The sequence below is a fragment of the Corallococcus praedator genome, assembly GCF_003612125.1.
Classification (GTDB): domain Bacteria; phylum Myxococcota; class Myxococcia; order Myxococcales; family Myxococcaceae; genus Corallococcus; species Corallococcus praedator.
On sequence record NZ_RAWI01000195.1, the window covers coordinates 1 to 17677 of the forward strand.

Consider the following 17677-nt stretch of genomic DNA (forward strand, 5'->3'; position numbering starts at 1 on the left):
GTGCAGCTCGCCCGTGTTCGGGGCGGGCAGCACCACGGTGGGGCCCAGGCCCGGGGCCAGCAGGTGGGAGGTGAGCAGCGACGAGGGGTGGAAGTTCACGAACGCCCCGTCCGCGGCGGAGGGGCCCGCGAAGAGCTTCTCCACCACCATGGACGCGTACTGCTCCAGCGAGTCCTCGCGCGTGTTGCCGTTGAGCACCACCTCCCAGCCCATCTGCTCCGCGAAGCGGCGCACGCCCGCGATGCGCGACAGCAGGGGCGTGTAGCTCTCCGTGCTCACGCCGTTCTCGCTCACCACGAACACCTCGTTCGCGGTGGCCACCGCCAGGGACGTGTTGCCCTGCGTGTGCCCGGGCGTGCTCAGGAGCGCCGCGCCCTGGCCCAGCCACGTGTCGCCGTCCAGCAGCACCACGCGGTCCTCTGGAATCTCCGCGCCGCCGGGCACGAACCACACGCACTGCATGGGGTGCAGGTGCTTCACCATGGTCCACTCGCTGCGCTGCACCAGCAGCTTCGCGCGCGGGAAGACGGCCGGGGCGCCCGCGCCGCCCAGCCAGCCGCGCAGGTCCTGGATGTGCAGGTGGTCGAAGGCCAGGTAGTCCACGTCCGACGGCGTCAGCCCCAGCGACTCCAGGTGGCCTTGCACCGTGCCGTGGCGGGTGGTCATCACCTTGTCGGAGAGGAACGCGCCGTAGCGCTCGCGCAGCGCGCGGTAGAAGGGCGCCGCGTAGCCCCGCTCGTAGTCGGTGGGGTTGAACAGCAGCGTCCGGCGCTGGCCCGTGCCCCCTTCCGCGAACTGCACCACCTGCATGCGGTTGGTCATCATCACGTAGGGCGCCGGGGACAGCGCCGCCCCGCTGAAGGCGAACAGCGTGGGGTAGGGGAAGGTGACGAGGTCGCACGTCGCCACCGCCGCCACCGGGCCCTCGCGGACGAAGGCCTCGCGGGCGTCCAATGCGGCGCGGCGCAGCTTCTGCAGTCGCTGTCCAGGAGAGCGCTCGGTGTGTGCCTCCGGAAGGAACGGCAGGGGACGGAACGGTGAGGGGGTGAGGCTCATGGACGCGACTCCCTTGGGGCAGGGGGGCCTACCCCCTGGCTGGCCGGTCGGCGTGCCGTCCGAATCTGGCGGCGCCAGAAGGGGAGCGACACGTGGCCCCTTCGCTGTATAGGGTCGGAATGGTGATGGCGAGGAAGTCCGATGACACCCTCTCGGGAGATGTTCAGCCGGAAGACATCCGGCTGGAAGCCTCCCTGCGCCCTCGCTCCTTTGACGAGTATGTAGGCCAGGGCGCCGTCGTGGAGAAGCTCAAGGTCTACGTGGCCGCGTCGAAGGTCCGGGGCGACGCGCTGGACCACTGCCTCTTCTCCGGGCCGCCGGGCCTGGGCAAGACGTCGCTCGCGCACCTCATCGCCAACGAGCTGGGCGTGGGCATCCACGTCACCAGCGGCCCCGCCATGGAGCGCAAGGGGGACCTGGCGGGTCTGCTCACCAACCTCAACGAGCGGGACATCCTCTTCATCGACGAGATCCACCGCCTCAACGCCGCCGTGGAGGAATACCTCTACCCGGCGATGGAGGACTTCCGGCTGGACATCACCATCGACACCGGGCCCGCCGCCCGCGCGATGAAGATTGATCTGCCGCCCTTCACGCTGGTGGGGGCCACCACGCGCACGGGCCTGCTCACGTCCCCCCTGCGCGACCGCTTCCAGATTCAAGAGCGCCTGGAGTACTACGAGCCCAAGTACCTGGAGCAGATCCTCGACCGCTCCGCGCGCATCCTCGGCGTGCCGTTGGACCGGGCCGCCAGCCGTGAAATCTCCATCCGCTCGCGCGGCACGCCCCGCATCGCGAACCGGCTCCTGCGCCGGCTGCGCGACTTCGCCCAGGTGGAGGGCAACGGCCGCATCACCTACGAGCTGGCGCACGACTCGCTGACCCGGCTGGGCGTGGACGCCAGCGGCCTGGACGCGATGGACCGCAAGATCCTGCTGACCATCGTGGAGAAGTTCGGCGGTGGCCCGGTGGGCGTGGAGACCATCGCCGCGAGCGTGGGCGAGCAGCGCGACACCATCGAGGACGTCTACGAGCCCTTCCTGATGCAGGAGGGCTTCCTCATGCGCACGCCCCGGGGCCGCACCGCCACGCTGCGCACCTACCAGTACTTCAAGAAGACGCCGCCCCCCAGCTCTCCCCAGGGCACGCTCTTCTAGCCCCCACGCCTCCGCGAGCCCGCCGCCATGAGCCACGCCTCCGCGCCCTCCGTGCCCACGGTCCTCTCCAGTCCCCGCGACTTCTACGGCGACCTGATGCGCGCCTCGCAGGCCACGCGCGCGGGCTTCCTCGCCGAACGCGAGCGCTGGCTGCGCGGCGTGCCCGTGGAGGGCCGCGAGGAGCTGCTCTTCGAGTTCGAGATGTGGCTGCGCGCCGTGGAGCGCTACCTGAACCTCCACAACGCCGTGGTGGATGCCCGCGCCCGGCCGCTCGTCACGCGCGACTTCCACGAGGAGCTGGCGGACGTGCGCGACGCCATGGAGCGCGCCGTGCGCGTCGCGCGCCACCTGCAGGACCCGGACAGCGACCCGAAGATGGTCTTCCGCAAGTACGTGGAGACCCAGCTCGCGGATGACCGCGTGCGCCGGCTCTTGATTGAAGAGGAGCTGGATCAGGAGACCCCGCCGGAGAGCCTCTTCGTCGTGCGCGAGGCGTTCGACGCGCTCAAGAACCTGCTCGACAACCTGCTCCAGCTGCCGCTCATCGGCCTGTCGCTCTTCCAGGACGTGGGCAAGCTGACGCTGCGGGAGATCGTCCTCAACCGCTACTTCCGCCCCTTCCGCCCGCTGGAGTTCCGCGTTGAGTACGACCGGCTGCGCTCCGTGCGCCTGCTGGACATCCTGGGCGCGCTGCCCGCGGACACGCGGCCCCTCTACACCACCGCGTTCCTGGGCCTGTTCCGCGTGCTGCACTACCTGACGCACGTGGATCCGGAGACGCAGCCGCCCGTGCCGCGCCGCGTGCGCGTGCTCCTGTCGCTGGTGCGCGGAGAGGCCGCCGCCGTCGCCAGCTACCTGCACACCGAGCTGTCCCCCAAGGCCGGCTCCAAGCCCCTCCAGGCCGCCACGCTGCGCGCCGCGCGAGACCTGGCCCGGGAGACGGACCGCATCGCCCGCGAGGTGATGGTGGACCTGGACCGCGACCCCGCCGCCGCCCTGCGCGCCGCGGAGGCCTTCACCACGCTGTTCCGCCAGCAGATCGTCGCGCTCGTGGACGCGCTCGCGCCCAACGGCTCATTGGGGGAGGAGGCCTTCGCCCACCTCACCAGCCCCCAGGACGCCGCGCTGCGCCTGCGCAAGGACCTGTGGGTCTACGCCCAATTGTGCCGCGCCGCGGAAGGCCACCTGCGCTCCGAGGACGTGCCCGCCGCCGAGCGCGTGCTGGCCGCCCTCAAGTCGTTCCTCGACTACTTCCACGACGGCGGCTACCAGCTGCTGCGCTACGCGGACTACGACGCCTTCGACCGCTTCTCCTCGCTGCTCGTCGAGCTGCCCTGGCCCCCCGAAGGCCCCGGCATCCGCAGCCGCCTCGCGGAAGACCTCCGGCGGTTTTCACAAACGCTGGAAACCACCTTCCACGCCGTGAGCCGCCGCTCGCTCCTCCAGGGGCGTGGCTTCGACCGGCCCGACGCGGAAGCCCTGCGCGACCGCTTCCTCCCGCCCGCGACGCGCTGACCCACCCGCAGAGCCCTTTTCCAGTCAAGCCCCGGACTCCCGGAGAGGCCCGTGCATGCGTTTGCTTCCGGGCACTGGCCTGCGGTAGAGACGCGCCCATGTCGCTTGGGCGACACACACTCCGGGTTGGCGCGTGGCGCGCCGGGAAAAGCCGGGGTCCGAAGGGTGAATTCCGGACATGGCTGTCACGGTGCAGGGGGATGTGTCGTGTTTCCCAAGAGGGTGGTGGGGGCCCTGGGTCCTGACGTCCTCCGTCCGGAGGCCCGCGTCGCCAGCAGTTCCGGGGGGTTGGCCCACCCCGCGCGCGTCTTCCGGGAAGCGCTTGTGTCACGGGCTGGTGGCATGTTGATTGCTCCTGTGTGCAGTGCGTCAGACCCCGTTGAACGGTCGGACGGGCCCGTACCCTGCGTGCGTCAGTACGAAGCAGTTCTTAGAGGCGACACCGACATGCTCCAGTTCACCGACTCCCAGCGCACCCTCTCCCAGCCGGCCATCTGCCGGGGCGTGGGCCTCCACTCCGGGGCGCCCGTGACGTTGACGATGAAGCCCGCGCCCGCGGGGCACGGCATCGTGTTCGTGCGCACGGACCTGCCGCGCCCGGTGAGCATCCCCGCGCTGGCGGAGTACGTGGTGGACACGTCGCTGGCCACCACGCTGGGCCGCGACGGCGTGCGCGTGGGCACGGTGGAGCACCTGATGTCGGCCCTGGCGGGCATGGGCATCGACAACGTGCGTCTGGAATTGGACGGACCCGAAGTCCCCATCATGGACGGCAGCGCCGCGCCCTTCACGCACGCCATCATGGAGGCGGGGGCGCATGAGCTGGACGCGCCGCGCGAGTACCTGGTCATCAAGAAGAGCGTGGCGGTGTCGGACGGCGACAAGCAGGCGTCCATCACCCCCGCCCGGCGCTTCCGCATCAGCTGCACCATCGACTTCGAGCACCCCGTCATCCAGGGCCAGTCCTTCGACGTGGACGTGAACGACCGGGGCTTCTCGCGCGAAATCTCCCGCGCGCGCACCTTCGGCTTCCTGCGCGACGTGGAGAAGCTCAAGACGCTGGGCCTGGCGCGCGGCGGCTCGCTGGAGAACGCCGTGGTGGTGGACGAGGCGTCCATCCTCAACCCGGACGGCCTGCGCTTCCCGGACGAGTTCGTGCGCCACAAGATCCTGGACGCCATCGGCGACGTGTCGCTGTTCGGCCGTCCCGTCATCGGTCACATGACGGCGTTCAAGACGGGCCACGCGCTCAACCACAAGCTGGTGCGCAAGGTGCTGGCGGACCCGTCCAGCTTCGACATCGTCACCGCGCGCCGCCGGGATGTGGAAGGGCGCGAGCCGGGTCGTGGAAGCCTCGCGGGCGCGTTGGAGCTGGAGCCGCTGGTCGCCTGAAGTGGCCTGAAGTGAGGGTTTGGCAATTCCTTGCCAGCCCAGGGCTCCTCTATTAAGTCGGCGACTTATGTCCATGCGTCCTACTCGCCTCGCCCTGGCCGCCCTCCTCGCGGCATCCCTCACCGCCGGCTGCAACAAGGAGAAGGCGCCGGCCACCACCCAGGCGCCCGCCGCCCAGGCCCAGGCTGGCAATGCCTCGGAGCCGGCGCCGGACACGGTGGTCGCCACCTTCGGCAACGGTCAGAAGGTCACCTTCGGTGAGCTCAACGAGCGCATCAAGGAGCCGCTGGCGAACCTGGACAAGCAGAAGTACCAGCTGCGCAAGCGCGGCCTGGAAGGTCTGGTCACCGAGCGTCTGGTGAAGGAAGAGGCCACCAAGCGCAGCCTGACCGAGGACCAGCTGCTCAAGGCGGAGATCGACGACAAGATCCCCGCGCCTCCGGAAGAGAAGATCAAGGAGGTCTTCGAGGGCGCCAAGGGCCAGCTGCCCCCCGGCGCGACCTACGAGCAGATGAAGCCGCAGATCGTGGACTTCCTGTCCGGCCAGCAGAAGCAGGAGGCCGCGCAGAAGTTCTTCGAGTCCCTGCGCCAGGGCGCCAACGTGAAGTACGAGCTGCCCGAGCCCGCGCGCGGTCCCGTGGAGCGCAAGCAGGTCGCGGCCACCGGTCCGTCCAAGGGCCCGGAGAACGCGCCGGTCACCATCGTGGAGTTCAGCGACTTCGAGTGCCCGTTCTGCAGCCGCGCCATCGCGTCGGTGGACCAGGTGACGAAGACCTACGGCGACAAGGTGCGCCTGGTGTTCCGCCAGTTCCCCCTGGAGTTCCACAAGCAGGCGCAGAAGGCCGCGGAGGCCTCGCTGTGCGCCAACGACCAGGGCAAGTTCTGGGAGATGCACGACGCGCTCTTCGCGAACCAGAAGGCGCTGGGCGTGGAGGATTTGAAGAAGACCGCGGCCGGGCTGAAGCTGGACACCGCGAAGTTCAACACCTGCCTCGACTCCGGTGAGAAGGCCGCGCAGGTGAAGGCGGACCAGGCGGACGGCTCCAAGGTGGGCGTCAACGGCACGCCGGCGTTCTTCATCAACGGCATCATGCTGTCGGGCGCGCAGCCCTTCGAAGAGTTCAAGAGCATCATCGACGCGGAGCTGTCCGGCGCGAAGAAGTAGCCTGTAACCCCCGGGAGGGATGCGGTGGCGCCCAGACCCAAGGCCACGCCCCGCGTGAGCGGTGAGGCGGCTTCGCTCGAACTGGAGCGGCCGCTCGCCGCCGTCGTCTCTCCCAGCCGGCCCCTCGTGGCGCACTTCCACGCGCCCGAGGGACTGGTGCTCCTCCCGGAGTCCCATGGCGCGTCCGGCTTCTTCGCCGGCAGCCTGGGGTCGCTCTCGGTCGAGGAGGTGTTCGCTCAAATCCTCTCGGGCATCCGCACCGGCCAGCTCATCGTGCAGCACGGCCCCGTGCGCCGCGCGGTGATGTTCCGCGACGGCCAGGTGGTGTTCGCCACCTCCAGCGAGAAGTGGGAGCGCCTGGGCGCGGTGATGGTGCGGCTGGGCCTGCTCACGGACGTGCAGCTGGCGGCGGCGCTGGGGCAGGTGACGCCCGCGCGCCGCATCGGCCAGGTGCTCACGTCGCAGGGGCTCGTGTCGGAAGCCAGCCTCTACAGCGCGATGACCTTCGTCGTGCGCGAGGTGGTGCTCAACCTCTTCGAGATGCAGGAGGGCAGCTTCCTCTTCCTGGAGGCGCGGGCCCCGGCGGTGGACGCGGTGAAGCTGCCGGAGCGCACGAGGGACCTGGTCCTCACCGGCATCAAGCGCGCGGAGGAGACGGGCCGGTTGCGCCGCCGCTTCCCGGACGACATGCGCGTGGGCCCCGGCCCCCAGGGCGCGCTGCCCGGCGAGGAGGCCCTGTTCGCCAAGCTGGGCGGGGGCACGACGCTGGGCACGCTGCGCGCCGCGTACGCGGGCAGCCAGTACGCCTTCTACAGCGGGGTGGAGGAGGCGGTGCGGGGGGGCCACCTGGCCTTGCAGGCCGCGGAGCCCGTGCCGTCACCGGGCCCGGCGGTGGAGGGCATGGCCTGGGAGCTGCTGTCCGCGGAGGAGCGCTACAACCTCCTGTTGTCGCTGGTGCACCGCGCGCTGCGCGAGGCGGGCCGGGACGTGGACCTGCTGCGCGGCTTCGTGGAGGCGCCGCCCCCGGGCCTGGAGAACGCGTACCAGGGCGTCACGGTGGGGCCGGACGGGCGCGTGGACGTCGTGAGGCTGCGCGCCAACGTGTCCACCAGCGGCGGCGAGGCGGTGGGCCGGGCGATGGCGCTGGAGGCGCTGGACGCCTTCGTGTCCTACGCGCTGTTCTCCGCGCGCAACGCGCTGCCTCCGGACGTGGCGGAGCGGCTGGCGAACACGTACCGCACCCTGCAGGGCGGACTGTCCTAGCGTCGTCCGCCGGACTTTCCTGAGTCGGACACCCACCCTGATGTCCCCCTGGTCAGCCTGGGACCGGGTGCCCACGTTCGTCCCCACGGCGCTGGTGGCAGGCGGGGGATGAGCGACATGGGCGTGATGCGGACGTTGGGGTGGGGAGTGCTGCTGTTGAGCACGGCATGTGGCGCGTCCCGGACGGCGGTGACGAAGGCGGAGCCCGCGGGCACGGGAGGCTCCGGGGTGGAGGACGCGAGCGTTGCGTCCACCACGCGACGTTACGTGGACGAGGACCTGGGCTTTGAAATCGTGCGGCCCACGGCGGAGTGGCAGTTGGATGAGACGAACGAGCGCACCCCGGAGGGGCTCGCCATTCCGGTCATCCTGCGCCACCGCGTGTCGGGGGCCCAGGTGGTGCTCCAGGTGGCGCCCGGCGTGGCCACGCCCACCCAGTTCGCCGAGCGGCTGACGCAGGGCCTGCGCCAGCAGCCGGGCTTCACCACCACGGACCCGCAGCCCATCGCGCTGTCGGACAACGCGGTGGGGTTCGACTTCCAGGTGGGCGAAGGCGTGCGCGGCAAGGTGGCCGTGCGCGAGGGCAACAGCGGCCGCGTGCTGATGATGCTGGCCACCTGGCCCACGGAGGTGTCGGAGGACGTGACCGTCAGCGTGGATGAGCTGATGGCCGGCGTCCGTCCGCTCCCCGAGCCGAGCGTGGCCGTGCGCGCGACGCCTCGCGCGCCCGAACCCGAACCGGGCGACCCGCGTTAGCGGGCCGTCTTCGCCTTCGCGCGCTTCGCGGCCTTCACGGGCTCCGCCTTGGGCTCCGGCTGGGTCGCGACGTCCGCGGCCCGCCGGCGCACCAGCTCCACCAGGGTGCGCGCGCCGGAGCCGGTGGCGCCCTTGTTCAGGTAGCCGCGCTCCTTGGGGCTGTTGGACGGGCCGGCGATGTCCAGGTGCACCCACGGGATGTCCCCGACGAACTCCTTGAGGAAGAGCGCCGCGTTGATGGCGCCTCCCCAGCGCTCGCCGGAGTTCTTCATGTCCGCCACGTCGGAGCGCAGCGCGTCCTTCTGCATGTCGCTGATGGGCAGGCGCCACATCTCCTCGCCCGCGGACTTCGCGGCGTCCAGCACGCTGTTCACCGTGGCGTCGTCGTCGCCGAACGCGCCCACGATGTAGTTGCCCAGCGCCACCATGCACGCGCCCGTCAGCGTCGCCAGGTCGATGATGGCGGACGGCTCGTGCTCGCCAGCCCAGGTGAGCATGTCGCCCAGCACCAGGCGGCCTTCCGCGTCCGTGTTGGTGATCTCCACCGTCTTGCCGGAGCGCGCGGTGAGGATGTCACCGGGCTTGTACGCCGTGCCCGACGGCATGTTCTCGCACGCGCCAATGAAGGCGTGCACGGGGAAGGGCGGCTTCACCACGCCACCGATGACCTTCATGGCGGCCAGCACCGCGGCCGAACCCGCCATGTCCGTCTTCATCTCCACCATGCCCTCGGTGGGCTTGAGCGACAGGCCGCCGGAGTCGAAGGTGATGGCCTTGCCCACCAGCGCCAGCGGGGCGCGCTTCGCGTCCTTCGCGTTCTTCGGCGTGTAGACCAGGTGGATGAGCCGGGGCTCCTGCGCGCTGCCCACGGTGACGCCCAGGAACATGCCCATGTTCAGGCGCTCAATCTCCTTGCGCCCGCCAATCTCCGCCTGGAGTCCCGCTTCCTTCGCGGCCTGCTGCGCCGCCTGCGCGAGGCGCACGGGCGTCACCACGTTGGGCGGCTCGTTCACCAGGTCGCGCGCCCAGTTGACGGCCTCCGCCACCTTCAGGCCCAGGTTCAGCGCGTCGTCCAGCGCGCGCGACTTCTCACTGCCCGGGGGCAGCGCCAGCGTGGCGCTCTTCAGCTTGGGCGACCCCTTATCCTCGCGCGCGGCGGACTTGTACTTGTCGAAGCGGTAGACGCCCAGCTCCAGGCCCTCCACCACCGCGCGCACGACGTCCTCCGCGCGGTCCGTGGCGGGCACGCGGAAGGCGATGCTGGTGACCTTCAGCCGCTGCGCCGTCTTGGCCGCGCGGCCCGCGGCCAGCCGCAGCACCTCCGGCTGGAAGCGCGCGCGGTTGCCCAGGCCCAGCAGCAGGACGCGCTCGTTGCCCAGCCGCCCCAGCGTGTGCAGCAGGAAGGACTGGTCCACCTTCGCCTTGAACCCCTCCTGGGTGGCGGCGGCGCGCAGCTTGCCGTCCAGCGCCGAGTCGGCGGTGGCCAGCGGCGCCGGGGCGGCGTCACCCACCAGCTCGCCCTCGAAGAGGGGGATGACGAGCAGCTCACCGCTCACCGGCGCGGCGTCACCGGAGACGAGACTGAATTGCATGGCGACTTGGACTCCTGGACTTAAAGGGAAGAAAGGGTGATCCGAAGGGCGTGACTGTAGACGCGTGACGTGTTGGTCGCAAAGCGCTGGTTGCCACTCGGGCATTGCATTGCCCCGGCGCGCTGGATAGCTGTGCGGACCCCATGCCCACCCTGCTGCTCCATCTGACGGCCATCGAACGGTTGGCCGCACACCCGGACGGGCTCCCCACGGACTGGGTGCGTGCGCTGTCCGAGGACCTGCCGTATGCGCGCTTTGGCGCCGCGCTGCCGGACCTGCCCCTGTGCGGGGGCGTGCGCGGGGGCCTGTCCCTGATGCTGCCGGAGGCCGGCTGGCCTTCCTTCGCGCGGCTGTACCACGAGCGCGCGCCGGTGGGCCTGGGCCTGAAGATGGCGGAGCTCGTCGCCACCGGGGCCCTGGTGGGCACCGAGGCGGGGCTGGCCATCCTCACCGGCTACTTCACGCACCTGGCCCTGGACCGGCGCCTGCATCCGCTGGTGGACGCGCTGGTGCTGCGCCACCGCCGCAAGGGCGAACGGGCCTGGGACGCGCGCCGGCAGGTGGAGTGGGCCCAGACGCTGTTCTTCCTGCGCGAACAGGACGGCACGGACGGCGTGGGCACCTCCCGCCTGCGCGAGAAGTTCCAGGTGGGCAAGAGCGCGGGGCTGCCGCTGCGCGGCATCGGCCGGGGCATCTACGAACTGGTGCGGCTGGCGTCCCAGGAGCGCGTGGGACAGGCCCCCACCAAGGCGGAGGTGGATGGCTGGGTGCGCGGCCTCTATGTCTCCGGCCTCTTCCTGTCCAGCCCGCTGGGGCGGGTGCGGGCGCTGCCGGCGTACACGCAGCTGTCGTTCCAGGAGCTGTATCGCAATGATCAATTCGACTTCGCGGCGGAGGTGGATGCCGCGCTGGACGTGACGCGCGGGTTGATCAAACGACTTCACGGCTACATGGCGCGCGGCACCTACACCCCGCGCACCCGCGCGCGCTTCTTCGAGGAGTTTCCCGAAGGCACGCTGGGTGCCACCGCCGCGTAGTGAACGCGGATCCACGGCGCGCGTCTGACGCCGTGTCCGCGTGCAGGGCATCCGGCCAATCAAGCCAGGTGCCCTGGGGGGTATGGCGCTATCCGGACCGGGGAGTGCCCCCTATTCTCGATAGGGAATGACGGTCTTGCTTCTCATGGCGTCGGGCCTTCTGGCGGGCGGGTTGGGGTCGCTGCTGGGCATTGGTGGCGGCATCGTCCTGGTGCCCGTGCTGGTGTTGGGTTTCGGAATCCCGCTGGAGCAGGCCGTCCCCGCGAGCCTGATGTGCGTGGTGGCCAACTCCTGCGCCGCCGCCGCCAGCTACGTTGAGAACAAACTGAGCGACCTGCGGCTGGGCCTCACGCTGGAGCTGGCCACGGTGATGGGCGCCATCGTCGGCGGACTCGTCGCGGCCTTTGTCGCGGAGGCGATGGTGGCGGTGGTGTTCGGCCTCTTCACCCTCTTCGTGTCGCTGCAGATGCTGCTTCTGCGCACACCGCTGCAGGAGCCGGTGTCGACGGCCAGCTATGTGCCCACGAACTATCCGCTGGGCATCTCCGGCTCGTTCGTCGCGGGCGGCCTTTCGGCGCTGCTGGGCGTGGGCGGCGGGCCGCTGAAGGTGCCGCTGATGAGCTACGGCATGCGCGTGCCCTTCAAGGTGGCCAGCGCCACCAGCAACCTGATGGTGGGCGTCACCGGGGCCGCGAGCGTCGCGGCCTACGCGTGGCGCGGCCACCTGAACCTGGGCCTCGTGGCGCCGCTGGTGGTGGGCGTGCTGGCCGGCGCGTCGGTGGGCAGCCGACTGATGCCGAAGGTTCCCACCGCCGTTTTGAAGAAGCTCTTCGCGGCGGTACTGCTTCTGGTGGCCGGACAGATGTTGTGGAAGGGAGGGGAGGGGTTGTGGCCGAGCATATGGAAATGAGTGAGGCGAATCCCGCGGCACACGGAGTGCTCTCATCGGTGGGCAGGCCTGGGGCAGGCCCGCCGCCGCGCAACACGCAGGCGACAGCGGTGGCCCTGCCCGCGCCGCTGCCCGAGCAGCTCGAAGAACAGCTCGAAGTCCAGCTCCAGCAGGAGCCCATCACCCACCCGGACGCCCAACCTCGGGCGCAGCGGTGGGCGCGTCGTGCCATGGCCGGTGAGCGGTGGATCGCGCGCGTGCTGCGCACCGGTGCGGTGATGAGTGGAGGGATGTTCGTGGCGTCGCTCGCGCTGGAGCTGCTGCCCCGCGGCGAGTCCGTGCACGTGGCCATCGACCTGTTGCGCAAGGGCGCTGCGTCCATGCTGCTGGTGACGCCGGTGGCGCGACTGGCGATGGCCGGCACGCTGCTGGGCCTGCGCGGCGAGTGGCGCTACACCGCCATCGCCGCGGGGGTGCTGTGCCTGCTGGCGTTGGCGGTGGGCGCGGGCTTCCAGGCCTGAGGCACGCGAAGAAGACCGCGCGCGGTGTGGCTACACGCCGCGCGCGGTGAAGTGCGCAAGGACGTTCTTCACCTTGGCCACGTCGTCGCGAAGGCCCTGCTCCTCGTACAGCGGAATCACCGCCTCGAACTGCTCGCGGGCCGCGGCGAAGTCCTGCAGGTAGTAGCAGGACAGCCCCAGGTCCCACCGGGCGCGGGCCTCGTAGACGTGGTCGTGCAGCTCCGCGTACGCCTCCACGGCGCGCAGCAGGTGGGGCCGCGCGTTGTCGTGGTGGCCCAGCAGGCCCTCGGACTCGCCCAGCAGCAGGTGGCCCAGCGCGAGCGCGTCCGGATCCTCGCCCTGCTCCAGGAGCGGCACGGCCTCCAGGAATCGCTTGCGCGCGGGCTCGTACTCCGCCTTCGCCATGCGCAGATCGCCAATGTCCAGGAGCAGCCGCGCCATGCGCTCCGTGTTGCGCGTCTGGCGGAAGAGGATGAGCGCCTCCTGGTACTTCTCCTCGGCGGCGTCGGACTCGCCCAGGGCGCGCAGGGACTCTCCGATGCAGGCGCGGGTGAGCGCCTCGCCGTCGCGGTCGCGGGCCTCGTTGAAGAGCAGGGCGGCCACGGCCATGTGCTCGATGGCGCCCCGGTGATCCTCGAAGTAGGCCTTCACCACGCCCAACCCGAAGAGGGCCTGCGCCTGCCCGGGCTTGTTGCCCGCCGTCTTGAAGAAGCCCAGGGCCTCCTCGTAGTGCTCACGGCTGGCGGCGTGCTCTTCCAGCATCCCGTGCAGCTCCGCGAGCGACACCAGGCCCTGGCCCACTTCGGACGGGGAGCCGGTGATGCGCAGGGAGGCGAGCGCGTTCTGCTGCTTCTGGATGGCTTCGGTGATGTGGGCGCGTTCGGCGGTGTCGGGCGGATGCATGTCAGTTCTCGTGACCCTTGCGGCGGCGGGCGCCCCTGTCCAACGAATCGTGCTTCTCGCTCCCGTCAGCGTCGTTATCCAGCGGGTCGTGATTGCCGTTGCGCTCGCCCTTCTCCTTCTCGTGGACGAGCAGCGGGGAGAAGAAGCAGTCCTTCTTCGTGTACTCGTCGAAGGCGAAGGCGAAGCGGTAGCTGGCGGCCGCGCGCTGGTTGCAGTCGGTGCGCTCGCAGAAGCGGCAGGAGATGCCGCTGGGGATGGCGTCCTTGCGCAGGTCGTTGGTGGGCAGGCCGTACGCCAGGTACTTGGCGTTCTCCGCGTGCGTCCCCAGGCCGATGGAGTACGCGGTGCCCTTCACGATGGAGCCCTCGATGGGCTGCAGCTGCACCTTGGCGAAGCAGAAGTACGTCGTCCCATCCGGCATGATGGAGTACTGCCGCGTAATCTGGGACGGGTTGAGGAACGCCAGGTGCACCGCCCACTTCGCGCAGCTGCCGCCGCCTGACGCGAAGCGGATGCCGGTGCCGCTGTAGCGCTTGGAGATGTTGCCGGCGATGTCCGCGCGCAGGAAGTGGAAGGGCAGGCCCTGGCGCTTGGGGTCGGACAGGTTGCAGATGCGGTGGGCCACCGTCTCGTACGTGGTGCCGAACACGTTGGAGAGCAGCTCCACGTCGTAGCGCGTGCGCTGCACCTCCTTGAAGAACTCGCTGTAGGGCAGCATCAGCGCGCCGGCGAAGTAGTTCGCCAGGTTGACCTTGATGAGCCGCTCCGTCTCCCCGTGCCGCATGCGCCCGGCGCCCAGGATGCGCTCCACCAGCTTCTCGCGGTCCATCACCATCAGGCCGATGGAGGCGGCGATCTGGAACTTCAGGGGCTGTTCGGTGAGGTCCGGCGACAGCGTGAGCGTGCGCGCGTCCAGGTCCAGCCGGCGCACCACGGACGAGCCGCTGGTGGCGCGCTCGATGCGCACCCGGTAGTCGAAGCGCTCCTCCAGCATGCGGGTGAGCTGGCTGCTCGTGATCTGCTGCTCCAGGCCGAAGTCGCGGCGCAGCCCCTCGGCCTGCTCCTCCAGCTCCGGGAAGTAGTTGCGGTGCTTCTCCAGGAAGTCGCTGACCTCGTCGAAGGGCGAGTAGTCGAAGCGCACGCCCGGCGTGTTGCCCAGGCCGTTGCCGGACGGCGAACCCTGCGTGCGGGTGCGCTCCTCCACGTTGAGCTGCGCGAGCACGTTCTCCAACTGCGTGCGCGTGTTCTTGTAGAGGTTGAAGAGCGCGGCGACGGTGCCCGCGAGCTTCGGTTCGGCGGACAGCGACTGGAGCGACTCCGAGTCGATGTCCAGGCTCTTGAGCAGCGGTTCGTCCAGGAGCTTCGCCAGGGCCTCGTCCACGCGGCCCTCGCCCAGCGTGGACATGAACTGCTCGGGGTCCTGTTCGAAGTAGCGCAGCGCCTTCCAGAGCAGCGGGAAGGGCATCACCCGCTTGCCCTTTTCGATGAGGTTCAGGTACGCGGGGGACACGCCCAGGTCCTTGGCCGCGTCCGCCTGCTTGATGTTGCGCTGCAACCGCAGGCCTCGAAGCTTCAGCCCCACGTTCGCGTTCAGAGCGTTGTCGTTGTTCATGGCTCCAGCCACCGGCGGGCCGCGTCAAAGGACGTGTCCGGCACCGGGTCTCTGGATCCACTCTGCAAATCGATTTACCGATTTGCAATAAACGTTTCCGATCCATCGGAGCGCTGTCCCGCAGGCGACGCGCGGAGGGTTGACTGCCTCCCTCCTGGCCGGGGGTGGACATAACCCCATGGAATTACGGCGCTTTCAGGCGTCGTGGGGATGCGGAACGTTCGCCGGTGCCGCACGTTGTCAACCGTTTACCAACGCGGTGCGGCGGAACTGGGGAAAAGTCAGTAAACCGGCGGGCGCTTTTTTACAAAGGGTTACGGGGCGTCCGGCGCGCGGCGGAAGACGAGGGCCACGTTGGTGCCGCCGAAGCCGAAGGAGTTGCTCATCACGGCGTCCACGCGCTTCTCGCGGGCGACGTTGGGGATGCAGTCCAGGGAGATGCGCGGGTCCTGGTGCTCCAGGTTGATGGTGGGCGGCAGCACGCCCCGGGTGAGGGCCAGGATGCTGATGACGGCCTCGGCGGCGCCGGCCGCGCCGTTCATGTGCCCCGTCATGGACTTGGTGGAGGAGATGGCCAGTTGGGAGGCCGCGTCGCCGAACACGCGCGCGATGCCCTGCATCTCCAGCAGGTCGCCAATCTCCGTGGAGGTGCCGTGCGCGTTGAGGTAGCCGATGTCGCCCGGTGACAGGCGCGAGTCCTTCAGGGCCGCCTTCATGGCACGCTGGGCGCCCTCGTGTTCAGGGGCGGGGGCGGTGACGTGGTGGGCGTCGGAGCTGGCGCCATAGCCCACCAGCTCCGCGAGGATGCGGGCGCCTCTCGCGCGGGCGGATTCGTACTCCTCCAGGATGAGGATGCCCGCGCCCTCCGCGAGCACGAAGCCGTCGCGGTCCTTGTCGAACGGGCGGCTGGCGGCCTGGGGGGCGTCGTTGCGCGTGGACAGGGCCTTCATCGCGGCGAAGCCCCCGATGCCCAGCAGGGAGATGGGGGCCTCCGCGCCGCCCGCCACCGCCGCGTCGAACTCACCGCGCTGGATGCCGCGCATCGCTTCGCCAATGGCGTGGGCGCTGGTGGAGCACGCGGAGTTGGTGGACCAGGACGGGCCCTTGATGCCGTGGCGCATGGTGACGTAGCCGGGCGCCAGGTTGATGATCATCTGGAGGATGAAGAACGGGCTGATGCGGTCCGGCCCCTTCTCCAGGGCCTTCTTGTACGTCTCCTCCATGCTGGCGATGCCGCCGATGCCGGAGCCGATGATGGCCGCCACGCGCTCCGCGTTCTCCGGCGTGATCTTGAGGCCCGAGTCCGCGAGCGCCATGTCCGCCGCCGCCACCGCGAACTGCGCGAAGCGGTCCATGCGCCGCACCTCGCGCCGTTCGATGTAGTCCTCCGGGTTGAAGTCCTTCACCTCGCCGGCGAACCGGCAGGCGAGCTGGCTGGCGTCGAACAGGGTGATGGGCCCCACGCCGCTGCGGCCATTGATCAGCCCCTCCCAGCTCTTCTCCACCCCGGTGCCACACGGGCTGATGAGCCCCATTCCCGTCACCACGACGCGCCGCTGCTCCATGGAATGCTCCTTGACCCCAGTCGCTCAACGGGATGGTATTACGGTCATCCTTCCATGACTTCAAGTCCGAGATACCTGGATGAAAGCCATGAGCAGGCGTCCGGGCGGCGGATGGAATGATGGTGGTCATTCAACCGGTGAGGAGCCTTCGATGAGCGAGCAGGCCGTGAACCCGCGGACGCGGACGGTGACGTGGAGGGACCCCCGGGAGGGCGCTTCGGCGGCGAAGAAGATGTCGGGGCTGGAGTACCTGCGCGCCATCCAGAAGGGTGAACTGCCGGGGCCGCCCATCGCGGAGCTGATGGGCTTCTCGCCCGTGGAGGTGGAGGAGGGCAGGGTGGTGTTCGCGGTGCAGCCGGGCGAGCACCACTACAACCCCATCGGCATGGTGCACGGGGGATTGGCGGCCACGCTGATGGACTCCGCGATGGGGTGCGCCATCCACACGATGCTGCCGATGGGCGTGGGGTACACGACGCTGGAGCTGCACGTGAACTACGTGAAGGGCGTGGCGCACGACTCCGGGCAGCTGTTCTGCAAGGGAGAGGTCATCCACCTGGGGGGCAGGGTGGCGACGGCGCAGGGGCGGCTGGTGGACGCACAGGGCAACCTCTACGCGCACGGCACCACGACGTGCATGATCTTCCGCCCGCCGGGTTCGGGCGCGAAGGAGTAGGAGCGGACGATGCGCTACACCGCCGAGCACAAGCAGGCCACGCACGCGCGCATCCTGGCGGCGGCGGAGAAGCTGTTCCGCGCGGAGGGCTTCAGCGGGGCGAGCGTGGAGCGCGTGATGCGCGCCGCAGGGCTGACGGTGGGCGGCTTCTACGCCCACTTCACGTCCAAGGAGGCGCTGCTCGCGGAGTCGCTGCGGGCGTTCATGCAGGAGCGGCAGATGCGCTGGCTCGCGGGGATGGAGGGGTTGCGGGGGCCGGCGTTCCTGGACCATTTCGCGCGCCGTTACCTGAGCCTCTACAACCGGGACACGGGACAGACGAGCTGCATGATGCCGTCGCTCCTGTCGGACCTGACGCGCGCGCCGCCGGAGGTGCAGGCCTCGTTCAGCCAGGGTCTGGAGGAGCTGGTGCGCGCGGCGCAGGGCCAGCTTCCGGCGCGGGAGGGCGCGACGCCCCGGCAGCAGATGCTCGCGACGGTGGCGCTGTGCTTCGGCGCGATGACGCTCGCCAGGGCCACCGGCTCGCAGGCGGTGTCGGCGGAGATCCTCGACGCGGCCCGGGCGCTGCTGCTCGCGGG

Annotated in this window: 16 protein-coding genes; 11 read left to right on the forward strand and 5 right to left on the reverse strand. The window is 70.0% G+C overall.

The genetic code is table 11. The features are described from left to right. Positions 1-1056, reverse strand: a 1056-nt coding sequence (locus D7Y13_RS23535; protein ID WP_120630780.1) for an MBL fold metallo-hydrolase, incomplete at its 3' end; no start/stop codon positions are given. A gap of 119 nt (positions 1057-1175) precedes the next feature. Between D7Y13_RS23535 and ruvB the strand changes: the two genes are divergently transcribed. The 6 genes from ruvB to D7Y13_RS23565 all read left to right on the forward strand — a co-directional run bounded on the left by ruvB (position 1176) and on the right by D7Y13_RS23565 (position 8304). After that, on the forward strand, positions 1176-2213 hold the full coding sequence (ruvB, locus tag D7Y13_RS23540) for a Holliday junction branch migration DNA helicase RuvB (RefSeq protein ID WP_120534745.1): 1038 nt from the start codon (positions 1176-1178) through the stop codon (positions 2211-2213). Between the two features lie 27 nt (positions 2214-2240). Continuing rightward, a complete protein-coding gene (locus tag D7Y13_RS23545; protein WP_120582376.1) occupies positions 2241-3728 on the forward strand; it encodes a hypothetical protein in 1488 nt (495 codons plus the stop codon). 447 nt (positions 3729-4175) lie between these two features. Further along, entirely contained in the window at positions 4176-5120 is a 945-nt protein-coding gene (gene lpxC / locus D7Y13_RS23550) for a UDP-3-O-acyl-N-acetylglucosamine deacetylase (RefSeq protein ID WP_120534747.1), read from the forward strand. Positions 5121-5187: 67 nt separating this feature from the next. Next, on the forward strand, positions 5188-6285 hold the full coding sequence (locus tag D7Y13_RS23555; protein WP_120534748.1) for a thioredoxin domain-containing protein: 1098 nt from the start codon (positions 5188-5190) through the stop codon (positions 6283-6285). Between the two features lie 24 nt (positions 6286-6309). Next, positions 6310-7548: a DUF4388 domain-containing protein gene (locus D7Y13_RS23560; protein ID WP_120582377.1), complete on the forward strand. Its 1239-nt coding sequence runs from the start codon at positions 6310-6312 to the stop codon at positions 7546-7548. A 117-nt stretch (positions 7549-7665) separates the two neighbouring features. Beyond that, positions 7666-8304 (forward strand): hypothetical protein, encoded by a 639-nt coding sequence (locus D7Y13_RS23565; protein WP_120534765.1) that lies wholly within the window; start codon positions 7666-7668, stop codon positions 8302-8304. On the opposite strand, the gene D7Y13_RS23570 is transcribed toward D7Y13_RS23565, so the two are convergent. Then, complete coding sequence (locus D7Y13_RS23570) at positions 8301-9896, reverse strand: leucyl aminopeptidase (protein ID WP_120534750.1); 1596 nt, start codon at positions 9894-9896, stop codon at positions 8301-8303. The two genes, D7Y13_RS23565 and D7Y13_RS23570, sit on opposite strands and share 4 nt — an antisense overlap. Positions 9897-10039: 143 nt before the next feature. On the opposite strand from D7Y13_RS23570, the gene D7Y13_RS23575 reads away from it, so the two are divergent. From D7Y13_RS23575 to D7Y13_RS23585, 3 genes are all read left to right on the forward strand, one after another. Next, entirely contained in the window at positions 10040-10933 is an 894-nt protein-coding gene (locus D7Y13_RS23575; RefSeq protein WP_120582378.1) for a zinc dependent phospholipase C family protein, read from the forward strand. Positions 10934-11060: 127 nt separating this feature from the next. Beyond that, positions 11061-11843: a sulfite exporter TauE/SafE family protein gene (locus D7Y13_RS23580; protein WP_120534752.1), complete on the forward strand. Its 783-nt coding sequence runs from the start codon at positions 11061-11063 to the stop codon at positions 11841-11843. Further along, positions 11840-12343 (forward strand): DUF1634 domain-containing protein, encoded by a 504-nt coding sequence (locus D7Y13_RS23585; protein WP_233595301.1) that lies wholly within the window; start codon positions 11840-11842, stop codon positions 12341-12343. The genes D7Y13_RS23580 and D7Y13_RS23585 overlap by 4 nt, the downstream gene beginning before the upstream one ends. Positions 12344-12373: 30 nt before the next feature. Here D7Y13_RS23585 and D7Y13_RS23590 read toward each other — a convergent pair whose 3' ends face one another. From D7Y13_RS23590 to fabF, 3 genes are all read right to left on the reverse strand, one after another. After that, positions 12374-13246: a tetratricopeptide repeat protein gene (locus tag D7Y13_RS23590; RefSeq protein WP_120534753.1), complete on the reverse strand. Its 873-nt coding sequence runs from the start codon at positions 13244-13246 to the stop codon at positions 12374-12376. A 1-nt stretch (position 13247) separates the two neighbouring features. Beyond that, positions 13248-14858 (reverse strand): helix-turn-helix domain-containing protein, encoded by a 1611-nt coding sequence (locus D7Y13_RS23595; RefSeq protein WP_120534754.1) that lies wholly within the window; start codon positions 14856-14858, stop codon positions 13248-13250. A gap of 314 nt (positions 14859-15172) precedes the next feature. Next, complete coding sequence (gene fabF / locus D7Y13_RS23600; protein ID WP_120582379.1) at positions 15173-16423, reverse strand: beta-ketoacyl-ACP synthase II; 1251 nt, start codon at positions 16421-16423, stop codon at positions 15173-15175. A 151-nt stretch (positions 16424-16574) separates the two neighbouring features. Here fabF and D7Y13_RS23605 point away from each other — a divergent pair, with 151 nt between their 5' ends. Beyond that, positions 16575-17099 (forward strand): PaaI family thioesterase, encoded by a 525-nt coding sequence (locus D7Y13_RS23605; RefSeq protein ID WP_120582380.1) that lies wholly within the window; start codon positions 16575-16577, stop codon positions 17097-17099. Positions 17100-17108: 9 nt separating this feature from the next. Continuing rightward, positions 17109-17677 (forward strand): TetR/AcrR family transcriptional regulator (locus D7Y13_RS23610; RefSeq protein ID WP_147452479.1); only part of this gene is annotated, 569 nt, incomplete at its 3' end.